Source organism: Nostoc sp. C052 (assembly GCF_013393905.1).
Lineage (GTDB): Bacteria > Cyanobacteriota > Cyanobacteriia > Cyanobacteriales > Nostocaceae > Nostoc.
Genome location: NZ_CP040272.1, coordinates 6,953,558 through 6,975,645, shown reverse-complemented (window position 1 = coordinate 6,975,645; position 22,088 = coordinate 6,953,558). Strand labels below are relative to the sequence as shown.

The window sequence follows — 22,088 nt, the reverse complement described above, 5'->3', positions numbered from 1 at the left end:
AAATCATTAAATGAAGATTAAACAATCTTGATACCAAGAAAGTTTAAAACAACCAAGTTTAGACCGAAGAAACAAACAAAAGCAAAACTCCGTCGTAACTGTTGTGAACTTGCTACGGCGGAGAAAAGAAAAATTAAAACGCCAAGAGGGAGCAGGTTAAATGCTTGTGTCACAAGGATAGAAAGAAAGCAAAAATGAAGAAGTAAATTTACCTTTTATTTTTTACCTTGTACCTTTTACCTTTTACCTGCTCTCCCCCTTGACGTTTCCTACTGTGCTAGATGTGCAAAATATATAGTTTTTACTTGAGTAGAAAAGTATTCTAAGGATCATTTTTTATGTATCATCCTCAAGGCTAAATACAAACAAGTCACCAAAAAAGGCTGATGTAAGACTATTTAGGCGATCGCTACGGAAAAATAAATAAAAAATAAATAAAAAATTAAATTTAGTAGAATCACTGTAGTGAATTTCCTGTCACCATAACTTAGGCGCAGCTTCTCATAGAGAAGGAAAGTTTTCATTCATAATTTTTCCCCTGCCTCCTCTTATGAAATTTGCAAAACAACTAATGTCATATCATCAGTGTTTTGCCTGTCATCACCAATAAATTGCTGAACTTGGTCAAAAAGGTAATCCACAATCTCCTGTGGCCCATTGCAGTACTTGCAAGCGGTATTGAAGCTAGAGACAAAATTATCTTCATCGAAGCGATCGCCACCAGCGGCAGCAGCATCGGTCAAACCATCTGTATAGTAGATAATTGTATCCCCAGGCTCTAACTGTACCTGGGCATCTTCATATTGGCTGTTAGCATCCAAACCGATTAGCATTCCCAAAGTATCTAAACGGCTGACAGTTTTTGTCGCTGCATGCCACCACAAAGGAGGATTGTGTGCCGCATTGCTATAAGACAAAATTCGGCTATGAGGATTATATTCTGAATAAAATAGCGTTACAAAGCGGTGGGAATTTTCCAAATCCGCATACATAACTCTATTTAAGTTTTGCAAAATCCCAGCCGGAGAATTACCATGTAACACCTCTCCCCGTAGCATTCCCCGCATCATCGTCATAATCAGCCCCGCAGGGACACCTTTGCCCATGACATCTCCAATTACCAAACCCCAGCGACTATTTTCCTTACTGGCTTTGATTTTGGGCTGAATCTTATTATTACTGGTAGCAATAAAATCGTAGTAGTCTCCACCAACCCGATTGGCAGGTTTACAACGTGCCGCCAGAACTGCGCCAGGGATTGTAGGACATTGACGTGGCAAAAGTCGCCGTTGAATTTCTGCGCCAATTTCTAATTCTTGGTCTAGGCGTTCTTTTTTTCTCAGTTCTACAGCTAGTTCATCATTTTCGATCGCTACTGCTGTTTGGTCTGCCACTAACCTAACTAACTTTTGCCTAGTTTCCGTCCAACTATATTCTGGATCACGACTCAAGACATAGAGCCATCCCCGTTCTGTATGCTTCACCAGAATCGCTGTACCAAAAATTTGCACATCTGGCCCCAAATAGCGATGCATTTGGTCATCCAAAATTCCCGTAGCATTTGCTAAAGGGGCAGCATTGGGTACAAGTGTGATTTGGCTGCTAGCTATTTCTAGCGCCTTGCGGATATTCTTTCGCTGGCGACTATCTTGCCAATGTAACTGCTCTAACCTAACTTGACCATTAGGTTTATAGAGAAACAGGGCACTACCATCTGCATCTGTCACCCTTGTTGCCATCAGCGGTATCAGTTCCAAAAACTGATTTAAATTATTGAAACTTCTCAGGGCAAATCCTAAAGAACTTAGCAAATCTTGAATTTTGTTCTGTTCCCGGTGCAACCTTGCCACGAGTTCTTTAAGTGCCACGACTGGTGTGACATCAGTTGCGGCACTACTATTGTTATCAGTGGGTTGAGAGGGAAGTTGAGACACAGGTACGGGTATTATTGCACTTTAATATTGGCGGATTTTAGATTACTTATAAATCTTTTGGCTTTGCCATTGCTAAACCATATTTAGACAAGACTTGTCATTTTAGCAAGAGTATAAAGACGTAACAGGCAAATTTCATCAGTATTCTATTTGCTTATTCTATTTTTGATAAAATGTTTAGTCATTTAAAATCATGTATTTGTAGTCCAAACTCAACCCATAAAAATTACTAGTTTCAGCGATCGTTCAGAAAGCTTTTCATAAGTTAATTTCCAAAGCATATCTCTAAAGTCATAAAAATACTTTATTCAAAGAATAATTTATAACGCTTTCAGAGTGACTGCTTAAGCAGAAGCAACAATTTGTATATAGCGGTTCTCATTCACGTGAGGTACACACGTAGGCGCAATACCCTGCGGCAAGCCCTTCGGGTGACGCTCGTGCCTCGCTAACGCTGCGCTAACAGCACTCTCGCGCTGCTTCACCACTACGCGTCTACATGAATTGCCCCTACGCCTTGCGATATAATTTTGTACCGCATTTGAGTGGGAACCGCTTGTTAGCAAAAATCACCCATTTATTGAGAGAAGGTAAGAGGCAGGAGGAAAGTGCCTCCTGAATGTTACAAAGTTATGGTTTTAGTACTTGAGCCGTTTCCAGCATTTTATTTCTAGTTAGTTCAAGTGATAATACCAGATCAGTTATCCCTAAATTTATCAGTTTGTCAAGAAAAATTTTTGACCCTAAATTTTTCAATTAGCCACTCAAGAGAGCTTCGACAAACTCATAGCTCGAAAAGGGTCGCAGGTCTTCAATTCCTTCGCCAGCACCAATAAAGCGAATGGGTAAACCTAGCTGTTGTACAACGGCCAGGGCAACGCCGCCTTTGGCAGTACCATCGAGCTTAGTTAAGACAACGCCACTGAGTTGGGCAGCTTGAGAGAAAACTTCAGCTTGCCGTAGTCCATTTTGCCCTAAAGTGGCATCTAGAACCAAAAGAGATTCTACTTTGGCATTTGGGGCTTTTTTGTCGATAATTCGCCGAATTTTACCGAGTTCGTCCATTAAATTTTTCTTGTTTTGCAGTCGCCCAGCTGTATCTACCAGAAGTAATTCAGTTTGACGCGCTTGAGCGGCTGCGATCGCATCAAATACAACTGCTGCCGGATCTGTATTCTTTCCCGGATTGGCAATTACTTCTACACCACTCCTACTACCCCAAACCTTCACCTGTTCCACAGCAGCGGCGCGGAAGGTGTCTGCTGCCCCAATCAAACATTTATAACCAGATTTTTGTCCGAGGTGGGCAATTTTGCCGATGGTGGTGGTTTTACCGGCACCATTTACCCCAGTGATTAACCAAATATTCAAGGTTTCTTTTTCTGGGGTAAAGCTATTTTTGTGGGATGTTTTGCTTGGCGCATCCAGCATATCCCGGAGGATTTTTTTCAGATAAGCGATGGCTTCTTCAGGTGCAGTAACTTCTTCTCGAAGTTTTTTCTGTAGAGCATCAATAATAAAGTCTGTCGCTTCTACACCCACGTCAGCTTGCAGGAGTAATGCCTCAATTTCCGTCACAGCAGCTTGATTAAGCGGCCCTTGACCAACGATCGCCTTCAGTTGGTTGAGAATACTACGGCGAGTTTTGTCTAACCCTTGCCGGAGCTTTTTCAGCCAGGTAATTTCTTCAATAGAAACGTCTTCTGCACTTCTACCTTGAGCTGCCAGGACTTTCGCCGACCAGACAAACCCATCATCAAATTCCAGTCCGAGAATATCCTCTCCCACCTCTGATGTTGTAGCTACTGGCTGTGCTACTTCCGGTTCTGGGACTTCAATAGCGGTGGCTATTAGTTGTTCCAGTTTGGCTTGCCGTTCTGCCGCCGCCCGTTCTAAGAAGGATAAGGCGACTGGTGCTGCCTCTGGTTCGGTGGGTATTGGTTCAACTTTGCTGGCTGTGAGTTCTGGGCTGGAGACATCTGGCTGCTCGGTAATTGCTGCCACTGATGAATCTTCTGTAATTCCCTCAGTAGCAGCTTGGATTACATCTGGTTGTGCAGCTTCTACGGTTGTACTAGCAGGTTCCTCAGTTGCTTCTGGTTCAGTGACTTCTGCAATTGGCGTTTCTGCGGTTTCAGGTTGAGCTGATGGTACTGGGGCATCTGCTAAATCAGGTGGGGTTTCTACTACCTCGGCTTGTTGTTTTTGCTGAATATTTTTGTAGGCAGCTTTAGCAAATGCCAACAAATCTGCCGTTGTATCTGGTGCAGTTTCGACTGGCTCTGTTTGGGGTTCTTGTACAGGAGGAGTTTCTTCCTGCTTCTGCTCGGAAGGAGTATCAGAGGAATCATTATGTTGACGACGGAACCAATTAAAAACCATTGCAGCAGTATTGGTTATATGAGTTATAAGTTATGAGTTATGAGTTTAATTTAACTTGGGGCATGAGGCATTGCTTATTTCTCCTTTATCCCCCTCATTTTGCTCATTTTTGGAAGTAAGTATAAAAGGCTATGCTGTTTGTTTCTGCTCAGTGACTCGGCGCAAAACACCATTAATAAACCGATGACCATCGTCACCACTGTAGCGTTTGGCTAATTCCACAGCTTCATTTATGGCAATACTATCTGGAACTCCTAAGAACTTCATTTCTGCCACAGCAATTTGCAAGATATCGCGGTCAATTTGGGCGAGGCGAGTTACTTGCCAATCTACTAAGGCATTAGAAATGAGTTGATCTATAATGTGTCTATTTTCGTTGACGGTAATCACAAGCTCTTTAGCGTAATTCCGAACTCCCTTGTCCTGATTAGCTAACTGAATCAATACTGGGAACTCAACTGCTGTACCCAACTGATTGATTGCTGTTTGGGTACAGGCGATCGCTTCTTGAAGCATCGTTCTGGCAGTATTGAGGTCAGAAGCACGAGTTTGACTGCTTAAGAGGCGATCGTTACTGCGTTGCAGTTCACCTGCGGCATTATCAAGGGTATCTTGCACTTCTGAGGTCAGAGTCCGTACTGCTCCTAGTACCAACTTGGATACTAGTTGATCGTCTTCCAATTTATCTAATTTCTTGGGGTTGACTGGCAATTGACTAAGGCTTAGAAGCGCCAATTCACGAGCAATTTGCTGGGGTTTACGGGGTTGCATAAAAATTAGGGGTGATTGTGCGAGAATAGCTTAACTAGGCTGGACAAACTTGTAATTATACCAATTTTGGCACAGTAAAACAACAAAATTATGCATTTACTTGTGACTTTGCTTCTTCCCCATCCTCCCACACCTCCCACACCCCTTGGATTTCTCACTTGTGAGAAATCCAGGAGTCCCCAGTCCCTAGTCCCCAGTCCCAAATTCAGTAATAACCTGCTGCTTGGTTTCTTCGTGTGTGACTTTTAGTGTGGATTCTTTGGAGAAAACCAAGGGTGTATTGGGAGCGACAATGCCACCTGATACTACTATTTTAAAAGCGTCTTCAATGGACATGGAGAGGTTCACCACCTCGTCTTCAGGAACGACTGCGTACCATCCAGTAGTTGGATTCGGGGTGGTGGGGATAAAAACACTTAGCACAGGGCGGGGCATCTGGGCTTGGATATCACTGCTGATTGCACCAGTAACAAAAGCGATCGCCCAAATTCCTCGGCGGGGATATTCTACTAAAATTACGCGGCGAAACTTGCCATTAGAATCCTTTAGGATTGTTTCTAAAAGCTGTTTGAGAGTTTTATATACCTGTCCTGCTAAAGGAATTGCCTGTAATAATCGCTCACCAAAATCTAACAACCATCGCCCAGCTATATTACGAGCCATTAAGCCCATTAATAGTATACTTAGTAAAGGTACAGCCAACCCTACTAATAAATTCAGTAGATTTACTAAAACTGGGTTTAAGCCATCAAAGGGATTGAGTTGTTTGGGAATTTGGGTGAGGAAGTTGATTACCCAATTAGCAATGGTAATTGTCAGCCAGATAGTGGTTGCTAGGGGAATTATTACCAATAAACCAGCAATCAGGTCGTTTTTTAAATCCTGTTTTAGGCGATCGATTACCAAGCCCCGATTCTCCTGTTTTAAGCTAGAGGAACTTTTGTTATCGGTATCCATACCAGCAGATTCTTCAAATTCCGAAGACTTTAACTTTAGGCGTTTATGCCGCAAGTAACTTCCAAAACCCTAGCAGCTTGGATGCTGCCGCAAAAATACGTATTTGTTGCTGAAAATCAGCTATTTTCTTATAAGCATACACATAGACGTTAACCAATTCGATGGCGACTGGTTATCTTAGAGGATGTTACTTTTCTTTGTCAGACTTGTAAATGATTGTTGCAAGTCCTTGGTTATTACTAATCTACCGCGCTTAATCAAAAGCTGCTGATGATTGTGAAAGTCTCACCAGGTAAACTAAGGAATTATTTTATCTGGCCAGTCACATTTAAGCAGGAGCGGCTTTTATGAAAATGTTCTGTTAAAATATTAATTTATCAAAACAGAATTCAGGAGTCAGAATTCAGAATTGAATTCTGAACGAAAAAGCGGATAGCGCAGCGTAAAGCCTTCTCTACAAGAGGCTCCGCCAACGGCATGGCTTCTCTACGAGACGCTACCGCGAACGTTTAGAGCGAGTCTGCGAGCGTCTGAATAAACTTAGCCTTGACATGCCAGTAGGGTAGTAGAGCTAGCTATGCTACCCTACTGGCATTCTGATTTTGCGATCGCGCACCCCCTCGCTGCTTGTTGATCTTACTAGGAATCCTTCTAATCTCTAGTTCCCTTTACACCACATCAACATGAGTACTTTCAGAATCCCTGCACTGTAACTGTTGTGTACTCTCTTGTGCCAGAATTGCTGTTGCGTCTAAATTAGGTTTTGGTAGATACTTCATTTCCCAGACTTTGAGCAAAATCAGATATTCGTAGAATGCCTGCAATGTACACCAAGCGACTCCAGCCCGTCCATCTAAACATCCGCCTAAAATAAAATACATATATATAAACCGTAGCAACGGTCTGGCGGGCAAACGCAAAGACAAATCTTTCAAGGCGCGACGTTTTTCAACTTCCGATTTACCAAAGAATAAATCTCGCCAGTTAACCGTTCCCTGTTCTAGTTGATACAGTGTTTCTTGAGCTTCATCTGTAGAATAACGGTTATGCTTGTCAATCCAGCGGCTCAAGCCTTTGCTACAAGTGTAATGTGGGTATGTTTCTTTTAAAAAGCTAGTTGCCCCCTCACAAACTTCTCGCTCAGTATGACCATAGTCTGTAAACCACACTTTACCGTGGCGGAAGAGTCGCATTTGATAACGGGGATACTGTGTGCTGTAGCGAATCCAACGATTCATAAACATCACACGTTCAGCCACGTAGTAACCGATGTAGTCTGGATTCTGACTTGCCCTTTCACATTCCGCGAACAGTTCTGGTGTCATCCGCTCGTCAGCTTCGAGAATGTAAACCCATTGGTGCTTCGGGGTAATAGACTCTAACATCCAGGTGCGTTGGCGTCCGTGGCTTTCAAAAGCGTGTTGGACAACTCGGATGGGATAGCGATTGGCAATTTCCACAGTGCGATCGCTACTGCATGAATCCACAACAATGATGTCATCCGATAGCATCGCCGATTCGATACAAGCAGCAATATCTATTTCTTCGTTATATGTCAGTATGTAAATTGAGAACATTACCCAAGTTTTATAGTAATTTTACTCAGTGATAATTGCTTTTTTATTGTTATGAGCTATTAGCTGCATGGCAGTATCAGCCGTCAATAATGTTTAGATCCGTTATTACTGCCATGCCAATAGTGGATTAGCGTGCGGCAGTTCTAGGTTTACCACCTTGTACAGCACCCCTACCTCTTAACCCTGTCCAGCCGATAATAATGTAACCAATAGCCAACAGCAAACTGCTAATCCCAATCCGCAGTCCAGATTTCCAAGCAGTATCTTTAGCTTGTTGCAGCGCTTCGTCTCTGCGCTGGCGAACTTGGCTCAGTTGTTGAGTTTGCAGCGTTTGAATATCTGTTTGTTGTTCGATAGCTTTGTCGAGTGCTTGGGGATTTGTTTTAGCTTTCTTCAGTAACTCTTTAATGTTTGCAGGAATTTGAGGGCTTTCAAGTGCTTGCTTATATTTTTGGTCATCTTTGAGGATTTCACTAAACTGAGCTTTGGTTTGGTTTCGCAGCTGTTCTAGTTGGGCTTTTCCTTGCTCAGTATTCAGTTGTGCTTGCAATTGCGATAACCGAGTGTTCAGTTGATTTTCTGCTTGATCTGCTTCTTGAGTGATGCGATTGAGTGTTTGAGCCTTAGCTTGATTGACGTTATTCAGGTGCAGCGGAAAAATCAGCAAGAACATCAACCCTAAAATACTTGAGAGGATCAGGGCGGGAAATCTTAAATCGATACCTTGGGGGCGATCGCTTCCGACATCAGCATTACCAACCCAATAGGCAGCAAACAGAAGCCCTAAACCTACTAAAGGAACAATTCCCCGATCGACGAGTGCTGTTGCCAAGTTGATTTGCCATACCCGATCAGTCGGTTGAAAGGGTAACAATAGAATCAAAAAGTCAACGAAAAAAGACAAAATGCAGATTGTGCCAACTACCTTAAGTGTGAGGGCAGGACTTACGGAAGCAAAACGGTTAACCATAGTTTTTCAAACTGGCGGTGAATACGAGTGATTTTCATATTTCAAGCTACTTGAATATTGTGCCCATGACCGTGACTATTGTGTAAAAACACAAAGCAGATTCAATCGTGGTAAAGGCTATCTGCCTCTTGGTTTTCAACTAGACCACAGTAACATTTGTTATGTATAGTGTCTTCAGGAAATCCCTGGTGTTTTAAGATACGAAATTAATTCGGGGATTTCATATATCTTGCATCCATACAAAAATTGCTAAGTAAGTCGGCACAATGAAACCAAACTGTGTAAAAAAAAGTAAACAAGGCTCAAACTCTCTTTCCCCCTGCTCCCTGCCCCCTTCCTTTCCCAACGATAATTATTTACGCCGACCTACTTATATCTCAATACTGCTCGCTTTGTGGATTTTTAACTCGGAATTGGGTTTTGGGTAAAGGTTAAAGGTTTTTTCTTTCCCCTTTCCCCCTTCCCCTTTTCCCCTTAACCGACAAGTATTGACTTATATCTCTACTCATCTCCTTCATTTTTCCATTTGACTTGCAATGGCTTGTTCCCAAATCGGTAGATCCTCCGGTCGGTCAACATCAGCTAAAGGCGACAAGCTCACGTATGATAAATGAAGTTTCTGGGCAATTTCCACGGTTTTCTGGAATACTCCATCGGTTCCCCAGTCGATGTTAACGAATAACCCCAGGATGGGTTGACGCAAACCAATTAAGTAATATCCACCATCGATCGCAGGGCCAAGTACTAAGTCAGAGGCGTGTAGCTTCTCAAAAGCTGTCGCGAGAATCTGGGCATTCAATCCAGGACAATCTGTACCGATGATAATTACTTGTTCCATACCAGATTGAAAGGCATCGAAAAGCGATCGCGCCATCCGCGAACCTAGATCCCCTTCACCTTGAAACTGATAAACCAAATCCAACCCCAGCCAGTCTGCCATGAGTTGCGAATTGCCACCCGTAAACCGCACTTCTACAGATATGTCAATAGCCTTTTGCAATTCTTGAACCTGAAATATTGTATATTCACTCATTTGGCGTTGAAGATTAGCAGCACCAACAGTTCCCAAAACAGGTATCAATCTGGTTTTTGTCTTACCTGGTTCTGGATAGCGAGTAAAAATAATCAGATGCCGTTTTGGGTTTCCTGGTAAGTTCAGCACAGAATACCTTGTCTTTTGATTGAAGAAGAATTCAGAATTCAGGAGCGGAGCCGGAGACGCTCCGCCTCCGGTCAGAATCAAGACGCGACGCTAGCGTGTCGCAGACAAGACTCGCTAACGCTTCGCTATCGCAGACTCGCTAACGCTGCGCTATCAGCCAGTAATACAGAATTAATTCTGAATTCTGACTCCTGAATTCTGTTCGATAAACTAAAAATATTTTAGTAACAATACTTATCGTTACTGCTTGTAGTATGCTCCTTTGCCGTTCGCATTGCTCCTAGAATTGTAGAAACTATGACACAACGTTTAACTTTACCACCAGACTTGCTAGATATAGTGATCCGTCCCAATGGTGGTTTAGTGACACTACCCTTGTAATCAAATTGAATTTGCTTGATGCCATTTGACTCTGATAAGGTTGTTTCCTCATCTAAGCGCACATTGGAATCTAAATTATTCCAGTTAACGTTAGATGGGTTTACTGTAGCAGGATGAACCGCCCATTGAACAATACTGTTTTGTTCACGAAAGCTGGCTTGCCAAGTCAATTTTTCCTTAGTGGCTTGCCTTTGGGCTTGGCGCATAGCATAATGAACCTGGTTTTGGGCAGCATTGAGACGGCGAGTCTCCACAAAAGCCAGCCAGTTGGATATTCCCAATGTGGCTAATATGCTGATTAATACAACAACTACTAACACCTCTAATAAGGTAAAACCACTGTTAGAGTGCTTATCATAGAGATTCTTTGTATTAGCTAGAAATCGTGAATGCACCTGGGTATACATTTTTTCTTTCTGGTCGATTTTCAACTACCCAAATGTTGAGCAATCTTTCAGGCTCTTGGTTTCTTGCATTGCGCCGATTAATAATACCGTAGAACAAGGTCGGCGAGATAAAAATTATGACAATTTTCAAGAATAATTTTAAGGTGAAATTGATATTCTCAAGTTTTGAAGGATCGTTAAGAAAATATTTCCATAGAAATCTAACAGATGATAGAGATTTTTGACGATTAAACGGCTTTTGCAAAGCTTTACAGGCGAGGTATTTGTATAAATTTGCTAGACTTATACTCCAACTATTTCTAACCGTTGAAGGTCTTTCTTTATATGCTTTCCCAAGCACTTGCAAGCAGGCTTTTTCCTGTCTTGCAAGATTGGAAGAAACTGAATTAGCACTTATCCGATATAAAATTTGTACAGATGGTACACATATAAAATCAAACTTAGAGGCTAATCGCAGCCACATATCCCAATCCTGAGCCGCATTTAGAGATTCGTCAAAGCCACCTAATGTAATTAAAGCTTTTTTACAAATTAAGGGATTTGAACCATTCTCTAAAAAGTTATTTAGTAATAATTCTTCATAAATATTTCCATTTAAATTAATGCGCTTGCCTGAAAGGAGAAATTTACCATTAATGTCAATGTAATCAGTCCAACCGTAAGCAACTTTTGCCGTAACGTTTGCTTGCAAAGCTTTTAACTGAGATCGAAGTTTATCAGGTGTCCAAAGATCGTCTGCATCCAAGAAACTGACAAATTCTCCAACTGCATGGTTTAGCCCTCGGTTACGGCTGACATTACCCCCAGCGTTGGCATAGGAAAATACTTTTATTCGTGAATCTTGAAATTGTGTAACAACCTCTAATGTGGAGTCTTGTGAGCCATCATTAATTACAATTAATTCTAGATTAGTAAAAGTTTGATTTAAAACAGATTGAATTGTCTGCTTAATAGTCTTCTCACTATTATAAGCAGGGATGATTACAGAGATTTTTGGTAATTTTTTTCTAGCTTTCATTATTTTATAAGGCTAATTTATTTTTTAATACTCTACGTACATTAGATTTTAAGTAGTAAAAAGGACTCATCATACTAGCCAGGTAAAACTCCATCTCAAAAAGTGCAATAAGATTACTTTTCAATTGCCCTCTATATTGAATGAGATGCTGTAATGCCCGGCGTAAATTACCTAAAATAGTTTTCACAAACACTATTGGTTTTTGCCAATTTTTAGTATTTATCAAGCGTAACTGGAAAATACACAAGCCACAGCCGCGTGCCAAAGTTAGAAGATAATCTTTCTCAAATCGCCAACGTGGTATTTGATGATAAGTATGCATGGTGGGGTTATACCAAATTTCCCAACCTGCATTATGTATATAAAGCAATGGTTCATAGTCATCACCCTGCACCAAAATACCAGGTAACTTACCGCTTAGATTAGGTCGCAGAGGTACATTTTTACACCATACTTCTTTCCGAACAACAAGTGCCGCACCAGGAGGAAGTCTTAAATTATCCGCATCAAATAAATGTGGATTTGAACCATGTTCTCTGATAGCTAAAAAAGCTTGAATTCTTTCAAAATTTTCTGGTGGGTTTACTTCAAAATCACCATGAATCTGTCCACTCCAAGCACCTGCTTGAGGGTGATTTAATCCAAAAGTATATGCTTCTGATAACCAATTAGGATCGGGTAAATTATCATCATCTAAAAATGCTATTAGCTGCCCTCTAGCTTCACGCACTGCCCGCAATCGTGCAAAAGCGGCTCCCTGTTCAGGTTCTAAAAAATATCTTATATGAAATCTTCCATCATATATTTTTTGATAATTATCGATTACTTCAAATGTATTGTCAGAACTATTATTATCCACAATAATAATTTCCCAGTTAAGTTTTTCTACTCCTGTCTGGGTTAAGATTTTATCCAAAATTTTAGGTAAACGAGTTGCTCCATTATATGCAGGGATGGCTACACTAATATCTAATTTTTCAATTGGTAGTTCAGTCATAATACTTAAGGCTTTGATAATTTATTTTTTAAAATATCCATTTTTCCATAGATAAAAAGGACTAATGAAACTACTTACAAAGAGTTCCATTTCGCAAGCAAGTACCAAATCTTTTTTGACCTTAGTTCTATATTTTATTAAGTGTAAAGCGATTTTACGAAGGTCATTTATCATGTAAGATAAAAGAGCAACTGGTCTATACACATTTTTTATATTTACCGTTCTAGTTACATAGCGGCTAAGTCCAATACCTCGAAAAAACGGAATTAAATAATCTTTTTGTAAACGAAATTTTGGGATTTTGTGAGAAATCTCCATTTCGGGGTTATACCAAATTTCCCATCCTGATTTTTGGATGTAAGACAACATTTCTAAATCTTCACTGGTGAGCATATTGCCTTTAACCCTCCCAGTTAAAATAGGCTTATCTGGTACACTTTCTAACCAAGCTTGTTTTCGGACAACAAGTCCAGCAGAAGGAGGTAGTAGTTTTTTCGCTGCTTCATATAATAGTGGTAAATTACCTCGCTCTGTAATTGCCAAAAATGGAGCAATTCGCTGAAAGTTTTCTGGTGGTTCTATTTCCCAGTCAGGGTGAATTTGGCTGCCATAAGCTCCGGCTTTCGGATATTTTTCACCAAAAGCATAAGCTGCGGATACCCAATTTGATACTGGATAGTTGTCATCATCTAGAAAACCGATAAGTCTACCTTTAGCTTCTGCGACTGCTCTTTTTCGTGCATAAGCTGCTCCCTGTCGCGCTTCAAAGCAATATTTTAAAGGGTAAGGACACTGCCAATTTTTTTGATATGTTTGAACAACTTTAGCCGTGTTATCAGTGCTGTTATTGTCTACAACTATAATTTCCCAAGATAAATTTTCGGTGTGAAGTTGATTTTGTAGTCGCTCTAGTAGTTCAGGTAAACGACTTTCACCGTTATAAGTTGGGATAGCTACAGTAAAGTCAAGGTTCTCAGTCATTTTCTGAAAAGAATATTTTGATTAGGACGCTTTTTATCTATTCAGCCAATGGCTGATTTATAGCGCCTGCCATATTGGTTAGGACAAATCTGGTATGGATAGCTGTGAGAGCCGCTCTCTTGCTATTTGCCAATGTCCTACGCCGTCTGATAAATGCTATATCAAAGACTTTTAAATAAATCTATCAAACATTAAAACTGCACCTGATGTTTTAATTTTGCGATCAACGTGCAGTTTTATGTACAGTGTTATTACGTGTTTTTAAATAAAGATTACTACATAAACTACCTAATTGCATTTATCGTCTTTTGCTGTGAGCATTGAGCCTAAGAGAGTTGTCACAATGACGCATCGCTTTACGCTACTAGGGGATGTAGAATTTGCAGCGCTTGGTACAGCTACTACTATTTTTAACCCAGATGGATTACCTGTTCCAAGGTTTGGAGTTGGTAAAGTTGGTAAAGCCCCCATATAGTCAAAGGTAATTTTTGTTGGCGTACTTGAAGGAGGGTAAGATACAGGAGAATTAGCAGTAGAATTAGCAGCGTTTTCGCTACTGAGATTTGCACCTAGCAGTAATTTATTAGAGCTAACGCCTATATCTGCCCCTAAAGGTTTCCATGTAGGGATTCCAGCATTGGTACGATAAACAGCAACCTCTACATTTTGGGTTGTAGTATTTTTTTGGAAACTCACAGTATAACTAAGTTTACTTTTTTTAGCTTCGCTCTGTGCATCTTGTAATGCAGCTAAAACAGCGTCATTAGCCTTATTTACTTGCTGTCGATTTATAAAGGCAAGCCAACTAGGAGCTGCGATCGCTGATAAAATTCCGATCATTAGCACCACAACAAGCACTTCTATTAAAGTAAAACCAGCATTGTGTTCAGGATTAAATCGCTTCTCGGTGTCTTTATTACACATCCTAGTGTGGAATAACTTTAAAGTTAGGTTGCCCATAATGCCCCACTATTAGTTGTGCTGTTTATTGTGAAGTTTATTTAGTATATAAATATCCACGTCCTTGCACGCGGACACTTGCCGTCGGAAAGTAAGTTTGGTTAGTTGAAGAGTAATCAAAATTGCTACTTTGCAACCTAGCTAGTGCATTGCCTCGTAAAAACACCTGTGCTGTTGTGTTGGCAACATCAACGCAAGTATAAAAGCCCATAAAACTACCATAGCTAAGTGTTCCAGTAGAGCAAGTAGGAGTTGAAGCAATAGAGGTTTGATCGATAAAATCGATTAGTACCGAAGCTTGTTGAGTGTAAGCTGACGAGGCTGTTTTCCATGAATTCATTTGATTCTTTATACCTGCTGCACCTGGTAGATTTAAGTTAAAACGTTGAAAACCTGCATCGGGACAGTAGGTGGTGGTGTTAATATATGTATCATTAGGATAGTCGCTACCACAATTTCCATTACTACCACTAGAAGCCAGAACTCCATCACGAATTTCAAATCTGGCAATACGAGCCGCGTTTGACCAAGTAGTACTACTATCTTTGATTAAATAGTAGGCAACTAGTGAGTAAACAAAAGTGTCATCTGTAGTGCTGCCAGGAGCGGTAATCGCAGCTGAAATAAACTTGCGTTTCCAAAACACGAGAATTGGTTTACAAGTAGCAGTAGAACTACAACCAGTAGCACTTTTAACAGGGGGTATTTGGTCTTGAATTCCTGAGTTTGCTGGGGTAGTGTTTGAATTGGTAGTCAGTGCAGTTCTATCGTATATATAGACAGCTTGTTGTAAATCATTGGCAATGTAATCAATTGCTGTCTGGATTTCTTGTTCAGAATTTGCCTTTGCTTGTTCTTTCTGATCTGTACTGAGAATATTAACCATGAATCCTAGCAGTGGTGTAATTACCAGGAATGCCAGCAACAAGGCTACCAAAAGCTCTATCAGGGTAAAACCATGAACTTGCTGAACAAACTTAGAGTGTTTCAGCTGAATGCTGAGAAGAAATCTGAGTACATTCTTCATAACTACGGTATGCCCCTTAGTGATAGAAATACATATAGTGAATGATGGTGTAGATATCCAATGTTGTAGCGTGAGTATCTTGCCTACTCGTAGCCAAAGGCGGACAAGATGCCGTTGGTGTCAACTTAAGCTGGAAATAGCTTAACTGTTGGCTTCCATGCCCGCCCGGAAATAAAAGGTTAAAGGGGAAAGGGGAAAGGGGAAAGGGATGAACAGGTCGCGCCACTTGCGGGCGTTAGCGGAGCGGGACGCAGTAAGGTTTTTACCTTCCTCATAAAATTTGAATTATTTCGCACCACTTGCGGCCGAGGTTTTTACCTTTCCCCCTTCCCCTTCTTCATAAATTTCCGGGCTAATAGGCTAAAGTCTACTGAAGTAGACTAGAGATTTTTGGCCATATTTTAGTCATCTTCAGATGACTTTAGCTATGAGACGGGAATTTCAATTCCCGGCGGACAAGCAGTTTCACGTTAAGTTGATACCAATGGCAAGATGCCCACCCCACAATAAGTAATTGAGTATTTTTTTATTTGGAAGTCACTAATTACAAGTGGTGTTACTAGTAGTGCTGCCAGTAATAGCAAGACGCTGACACAGAGCATTGAAGGAAGTATTTCTAGAACCAATTTCAGTGGTCATTTCCACTAGTGGGGACTGGGTATTTCCCAAAGTCCCAGTGAAAGCGTTTTGTTTTTTATTGATACTACTATCGCTAAGACCAGCGTAGACAGTTTTAGTAACATCAATATCTGATCGATAAACCCGAATTGCCAAACGGTAGCCATCCTTTGGTAGACCTGTGCTATCAGTTGGGGTGCTTGTTGTTGCTGTAATTCTTACAGCCTGAATGTAAAATATTTTGCTTGTGTTGCTTGTACAATCTGGGTTAGTAATAGCCAGACTGTTGTTTGTATCTTTTGTCACACAATATAGCGATGTTAGCGATGTTGTTGTTTGAGGAACTGGCATACTTGTAGTATTAAGTAAATTATTGCCAGCTAATGTTCCAGTGGGTGCAGTAGTGGTAGCAGGAATTGTCACTGCTCCCGTTTTCACGCCGTCAATGAAAGTTCTGGCAGCTTGTGTAGCTAGTTCTACGCGTTTTGATTGGACGCGAGTTGCTGTTGCAATGACGATGGTAGGTGCGATCGCTGCTAGTAAAATAGCAACTACTAGCATTGCTACCAATGACTCAATAATCGTAAAACCAGACTCACTAGATGGTTGACTTACTTGCTGTGGTTTGAGCTTAATCATAGTTACTAACCAGTTTCTAGAAATTAAAGATTAACTACAGCTAGGACGTTGATCGGCATCGACGGCGTAACTACTATCTGAGGCTTTTGTGGCACATAATAAGGTTTGCACCCAGGTATCATCTCGGCCAACTTCTCGGAAGTATTCATTGGGTTTGTCATCTGGCGTTATCGCTAATTTTTGCGAAAATGCATCTGGTGATTGCGACAGCAAGGCGACATCATAACCCCACTGCCGTTTAGGAGCTAGATAAAAAGGTACTAGACCACTAGAGTTAGCGATCGGATATACTGCGCTAGATGAAGTATTTAAGAATGCTACAAATGGTGCAGTAGCATAGACGCTGCGGCCTCTTTGGATAAAAGAGCCGTTAATTTTAGCTGCAATAGCTGCATTTAAATCGCTAGTTGGGTTCCAATTTTCCAGTAAGCGGACAAAGTTGTGTAAACCACCATTATCTTCTGTCGGACGAGCCGGGGTGTCTGCCCCTGCTGCGGCTAAATTAAAGGTGGTAGCTGTGGCCTGTTGCAGCCAGTTACTATCTTGTGTATTACTAGGGCCTATTCTGCTACTTGATGTTGGTGATGTAGTTTCATCAGTGCCAAAAGCCACTTGAATTTGTAAAACCGGCGATAAAGCTGGTTGATCGCTTGTACCTGAGCCTAGAGTAAACTTTGGCGGTTTAGTATCGTCATTAGCAGTAGTTGTTCGGAACCATAGAGCATTATTTTGGGAATCTGGTCTATTAGTAGAATCAAAACTAGCTAATGGAAATTGAGTTATTTTCCCGCCTTTGATACCTATAATGGTTGGTTTACTATTAGCATCAACCGTAAGCACTCCAGATGCATTACGGAGAAAGGCAACACGCCGAGGATAGCCTAGATATTTAGAATTAGAACCAGTCGGTGATTGTGATTGTGCTGTTGTACCTGCTAAATGGGTAGCAAGAGAAAAACTTACAGTACCATCATTAGGAATATCAGAAGCTTTTAGACCACCATCAGCAGGTACTGTTACGTACCAATCAGTACCTGGATCGCAAGCTGAAACAGGTAGTTTCGGACAGACCTCCATTAAATATTCTGGGGCATTTTTCCTTCGTTGGATGGGTGTAACAAAGTTATTAAGATAAGAGCTACCTTGAGTACCAGTAGTAGTAGTATCAAGGTCTTTGGGCAAACCGTCAGTACCATACCAGGCAGCATTGATGGTATTACTATTGTTAGTAGTAACTACAGCATTACTACTATTGATAAAAGCAAACCCATTTTTCTGAAATGCGGTAATGGAATTAGTATCCCCTAAATTATTATTTAGGTCATAGTCTCCATCACTCCGGTAGCCCCTTTGAAAGTTGTTAGAAAGAAGTGTAATGGCATCTGACAACACGCTGGCAGGTCGCCATGCGTCCCCAGTGGTACAGTTTGGTAGTCTAGCATCACCAGTACGACAAGCAAAGTTTTTATTACGGTCTGATGCAGTGCGAGAGTAGAAATTGCTCAAATCACTAGCTAGAGCTGTGTTAAATTCTTCTCCGGTATGTTTATTAAAGTCACCTTGAATATATACAGGCAAGTTAGAGGCTAAAATCAAGCCTTTTTCTGCATCTCTGTAAGCTTGAACACGCCAGAGTGGATCGCCATTGATTAACATGATGCCGTTAGGACGGCGAGTTGGGTCAAGTATAAAGTCTACAGGGCTACTTGATTTTTGAGTATCTTTTTTGTTCTGTTTTTGTGTATCCGTGTCTGTTGATGTAATGCCAGAAGCAGCACTCAAATCTAAAAGTGCATCATCCCGTGTGGCGTAAACAATACCACTATTGGGGATTAAGTATTCTTGTGTTGTTGCAGTGCCATAAGTTGTTGTTCGCAACTTACTAATGTCTAATACAGTGGTGCGAATTTCCAGAGGTTGGCGGGTTTCTTTGGCGAGTTCGTAGGGTGAAGTCGTCAAGGTTCCTACTATCCCAGTTCCATCTCCATTTACACCATCAGGATTGGTAAACGTATTTACACCAAGTGCCGTTGTCGCGTCTTTATGAATTGCCTTAATCTGCCTTCCATCTAAAAAAGCAGTTTCGTAAATTGCACCGTGAGGGATAACGGTATTACTTGGATCGCCGATAGTACCGTCTAATATTTGGATGGCACAGATAGCAGCATCAATAGCAGACTGCTCTGAGAGTGTCCGAGAAGCAGCTGCTTTTGATAAAGCGGTGCTGAGTACTTCATTTACCAACCGCCCATTGGGATACCTTAAACTAGCTTGGTAGTTTAGTAAATCTGAATAGTCAGAAACCCCCTTTGTTGGAGCTGCGTAGACAATACCATTATGGGATTTACCACCTGTGGCTTTGTCATAGAAAAAACCTGTCGCAGATGGAAGACTATTCAGGTTCTTAGCTGTAGTGCTATTAGTGGGATCGTAGAAGCTACTTATACAAGCTATAGGTGTAGGGGTTGCCGCAACGTAACCACTCGCTTGGTAGTGATAAACTGCTGTAGCTCGCATCCGTAGATAGGGTGTATAAGTAGTATTGGGTAATACTATATTGCTATTTTGGGTATCTTGGATTGATTTATTCGCATTGATACCAATACTATTAGGTACAGGCATCATATCTGACCAAATTCTATTTGTAGCTGCTGCCGCTGTGTTCAAATCAGCTTGGCTACTACTAACAGTGTAATCTTTAGGCAAATAAATCCCTGCACCAGTGATTACCCGTAAGCCGCCTACAGGATCTTGGGGAGTAGTTGGTACTTTAGAAGCTGCTGATTCCCAGTCTCCATCTCGGTCAACAGTTCCTAAATCAGCTAGTTGCTGTACACGACTGCGACGATTGCGAGTTCCAGTTCCGTCGTCCCAGACAATACCTGTAATATTTTGGGTATCTGTGCTGTCTGAACCAATAAATGTCGTTCCGTTCCACCACAATGCAGGTAGATTATTACCAAGCAAAACGCGATCGCCAACGTATTGTTCTTTACCTAATTGTTGCTGCTTAGTTGTCTCTGTAGCGCTAGGTAAAAGCTTAGTACTATCAGAACTATTAAGTTTGAGCGTTAATTTGGCATAATTAGTATTAGTTTTACCATCACTAGGATCAAAGGGATAAACCCAAGTGTCTGGTGGACGCAGTGAGTCACCACTTCCTTGTAGGGGTTTATTATCAGTAATATTATAAGTTCCTGCCGCATCTGTACCAGAAGGAATTTCATTATAGGGTACACGGCGGGTACGTTTTTTAAAGTAGAGTCCTAGCTGGTTATTACGGATACTAGCTTGTTGTGCTGTAGAGGCAGTTGAAGTGGTTAGATTTAATACTTTTAGTTGCTGTGTAATGCCATCTTTGACTTCCTGGGGGTCAGTAGATGCATCGTAAGATGCCTGCGCTTGCACTAATAGATTGATGCGCTGTACATAAGCGGAACTATTGTAGGCAATATTAGTCGGTACTCCGGCAACTGATTTGTTATCTTTAACACCATAACTGGTATTAGGATCAGATCCTTGCCCTTGGAATAAATGAACTCCAGCACTGTTACTTAAATCACCACTATCTGTGAAACCACCTGCTGCTAAATTGCCACCGACAATAATTTTGGAATTGTCTTGATCGTAAAAACAGGAATTTTTACTACTAACCTGATAAAGTGTAACAGTTTGAAAGCCGCTACCAGTCAGGAAGTTACTATTAGTCAAGATCCGTCCATTGAGGTTAAATGCAGGACCAGGGGTAAGTTCTATATCATCTTCATAAACCACCGCATTGTTAACTAGGGGTAGTTGTACGCGATCTTGTTGATACTCTAAAGCTGAAAAACCTTTATTACCTTTGAAAGCTTCGTAATCAGTCGTAGGTGGGTTAGTGATAGGAACATTAGCAGTGTAAACAAAAAAGCTTTTTTTGAGTTTACTAGCAATATTAAACCAGCCCGTACTCCCCACCAAAGTAGCACTGGTTCCCAAAGTATCTTGACAACCGTTGCTTATACTACCAGAGGTCATGGGCGGAGTTCTGGCCTCTAGAGGATTTCTAGCACGACTATATGCGCCGTTAGTTATAGGCGGATTTCGGAAATAAATTCCATAAAGAGTATAGGTGTCAAATTTCCCATTGTTATCTGTATCAATCGGGTACATCCATGAAGTTGGTAGTGCTGTTTGACCGGTATAATTCAGATTTAGTTGAGTTTCATCCCCAAAAGTATATTCATTCAAATAATTTTTGAAGGCACTCTCTAAAGCTGTATCTGAAGGTGTAGCTCGTGGGAGCCGACGGTCATCAAATAGCTTGTCTAATTTGGCTCTAGCTCTGTCAAGGGCAGGTGATGCAGCGTTAAGTACAGCTTCATTCACCCGGACATTACTAGCATTTTTGGAGCGTTCAAAAGACCGAAACAAAATAACAGTGGTCAACAAGACGACTACTATTAACACCATTGCCACTGTCGGCAACAAAAACCCAGCATTCTCTGAGCCGCGTTTTCTTCGAGTGCCGAAAATAGCACGCAAGAGCCAAATAATTTGCTTGTTAATTGCAGATAAAAACTGCTTGCTAATTTGTTTGAAGGTTTTTTGAATTGCCTTGACTAGCTGACGTTTTCGAGACATAGCTGCTTCCCTGTCAAGTGGTCTTTAGTGAGTTTTCTATTTTTTTGATATTTTCGTTTATGCCTGTCAAGTATTTATACAGACATAAGATGAGGCTATATTTATGTAACTACTGCATCTGGTTTTACGAAATTCCAAATTAAGTAGCTATTACAAAAGAGAATTTGTTTAAAGTTATATCATTAATGAATTGTTGATTTTATCCGGTAAACACTGATTTTTTCAGAATTATTTAATTCAAGTCCGGTCAAGAATAAGAGCATAACGTCACAGTAAAATTGCGGAAATGTATTTTATTTGAAGGCAAATTTATGAAGATGTTGTTAGCAGAGTAGACTTATAATACCCATCTGTTAAAAGAAAAATATCAGTTATTGCAAAATAATCAGATGTTAAGCGAAAATTCCCGACTTCTTCTTAGAGAAGGCGGGAATTTTGCTGTTCACATTGTTTTTATGAAGAGGTCATTTATAAAGCAATACGGTTCAGTTAACGCTAAAACCCTTTATCAAAGTCAATTTTTTTAACGAACCGCTAAGGACGCATTAGCGCAGCATCTCGTCAGAGAAGGACGCGAAGGAAGAGAAGAAAGAGAAAAAAGATGCTTAACTGAACTGTATTGGGTTTTAACCTTAAGTTGACACTAATGGCAAAATGCCCACCCCACAAGAGTTTTAATTCCAG

The 22,088-nt window shown here is 40.9% G+C and carries 15 protein-coding genes; all 15 read right to left on the bottom strand.

All coding sequences use genetic code 11. The features are described 5' to 3' along the window. Positions 1–548: 548 nt before the first annotated feature. On the bottom strand, positions 549–1,934 hold the full coding sequence (locus tag FD723_RS28855) for a PP2C family protein-serine/threonine phosphatase (RefSeq protein WP_179068413.1): 1,386 nt from the start codon (positions 1,932–1,934) through the stop codon (positions 549–551). Positions 1,935–2,690: 756 nt separating this feature from the next. Next, positions 2,691–4,316, bottom strand: coding sequence for a signal recognition particle-docking protein FtsY (ftsY, locus tag FD723_RS28850; RefSeq protein WP_179068412.1), 1,626 nt, complete (start codon positions 4,314–4,316; stop codon positions 2,691–2,693). A 129-nt stretch (positions 4,317–4,445) separates the two neighbouring features. Continuing rightward, the gene (gene nusB / locus FD723_RS28845; RefSeq protein ID WP_179068411.1) at positions 4,446–5,087 is read right to left on the bottom strand and encodes a transcription antitermination factor NusB; all 642 of its coding nucleotides are present in this window, start codon (positions 5,085–5,087) and stop codon (positions 4,446–4,448) included. 186 nt (positions 5,088–5,273) lie between these two features. Beyond that, entirely contained in the window at positions 5,274–6,044 is a 771-nt protein-coding gene (locus tag FD723_RS28840; RefSeq protein WP_179068410.1) for a DUF502 domain-containing protein, read from the bottom strand. A gap of 668 nt (positions 6,045–6,712) precedes the next feature. Further along, positions 6,713–7,621, bottom strand: a complete 909-nt coding sequence (locus FD723_RS28835) for a glycosyltransferase family 2 protein (protein ID WP_179068409.1) — start codon at positions 7,619–7,621, stop codon at positions 6,713–6,715. Positions 7,622–7,748: 127 nt separating this feature from the next. Continuing rightward, entirely contained in the window at positions 7,749–8,591 is an 843-nt protein-coding gene (locus tag FD723_RS28830) for an HpsJ family protein (RefSeq protein ID WP_179068408.1), read from the bottom strand. Positions 8,592–9,105: 514 nt separating this feature from the next. Then, a complete protein-coding gene (locus tag FD723_RS28825) occupies positions 9,106–9,753 on the bottom strand; it encodes a TIGR04282 family arsenosugar biosynthesis glycosyltransferase (RefSeq protein WP_179068407.1) in 648 nt (215 codons plus the stop codon). Between the two features lie 221 nt (positions 9,754–9,974). Continuing rightward, complete coding sequence (locus tag FD723_RS28820; protein ID WP_179068406.1) at positions 9,975–10,541, bottom strand: Tfp pilus assembly protein FimT/FimU; 567 nt, start codon at positions 10,539–10,541, stop codon at positions 9,975–9,977. Then, positions 10,507–11,559, bottom strand: a complete 1,053-nt coding sequence (locus FD723_RS28815) for a glycosyltransferase (RefSeq protein ID WP_179068405.1) — start codon at positions 11,557–11,559, stop codon at positions 10,507–10,509. Before FD723_RS28815 ends, FD723_RS28820 begins: the two co-directional genes overlap by 35 nt. A gap of 4 nt (positions 11,560–11,563) precedes the next feature. Then, on the bottom strand, positions 11,564–12,556 hold the full coding sequence (hpsE, locus tag FD723_RS28810; RefSeq protein WP_179068404.1) for a hormogonium polysaccharide biosynthesis glycosyltransferase HpsE: 993 nt from the start codon (positions 12,554–12,556) through the stop codon (positions 11,564–11,566). A 21-nt stretch (positions 12,557–12,577) separates the two neighbouring features. Next, positions 12,578–13,537 carry a hormogonium polysaccharide biosynthesis glycosyltransferase HpsE gene (hpsE, locus tag FD723_RS28805; protein WP_179068403.1) on the bottom strand — a complete coding sequence of 320 codons (960 nt, stop codon included), beginning with the start codon at positions 13,535–13,537 and terminating at the stop codon, positions 12,578–12,580. 288 nt (positions 13,538–13,825) lie between these two features. Further along, positions 13,826–14,497 carry a prepilin-type N-terminal cleavage/methylation domain-containing protein gene (locus FD723_RS28800; RefSeq protein ID WP_179068402.1) on the bottom strand — a complete coding sequence of 224 codons (672 nt, stop codon included), beginning with the start codon at positions 14,495–14,497 and terminating at the stop codon, positions 13,826–13,828. A 37-nt stretch (positions 14,498–14,534) separates the two neighbouring features. After that, positions 14,535–15,524 carry a hormogonium polysaccharide secretion pseudopilin HpsC gene (gene hpsC, locus FD723_RS28795; RefSeq protein WP_179068401.1) on the bottom strand — a complete coding sequence of 330 codons (990 nt, stop codon included), beginning with the start codon at positions 15,522–15,524 and terminating at the stop codon, positions 14,535–14,537. Between the two features lie 540 nt (positions 15,525–16,064). Further along, entirely contained in the window at positions 16,065–16,781 is a 717-nt protein-coding gene (gene hpsB, locus FD723_RS28790; protein ID WP_179068400.1) for a hormogonium polysaccharide secretion pseudopilin HpsB, read from the bottom strand. A 30-nt stretch (positions 16,782–16,811) separates the two neighbouring features. Further along, a complete protein-coding gene (gene hpsA / locus FD723_RS28785; RefSeq protein ID WP_179068399.1) occupies positions 16,812–21,404 on the bottom strand; it encodes a hormogonium polysaccharide biosynthesis protein HpsA in 4,593 nt (1,530 codons plus the stop codon). Positions 21,405–22,088 lie beyond the last annotated feature (684 nt).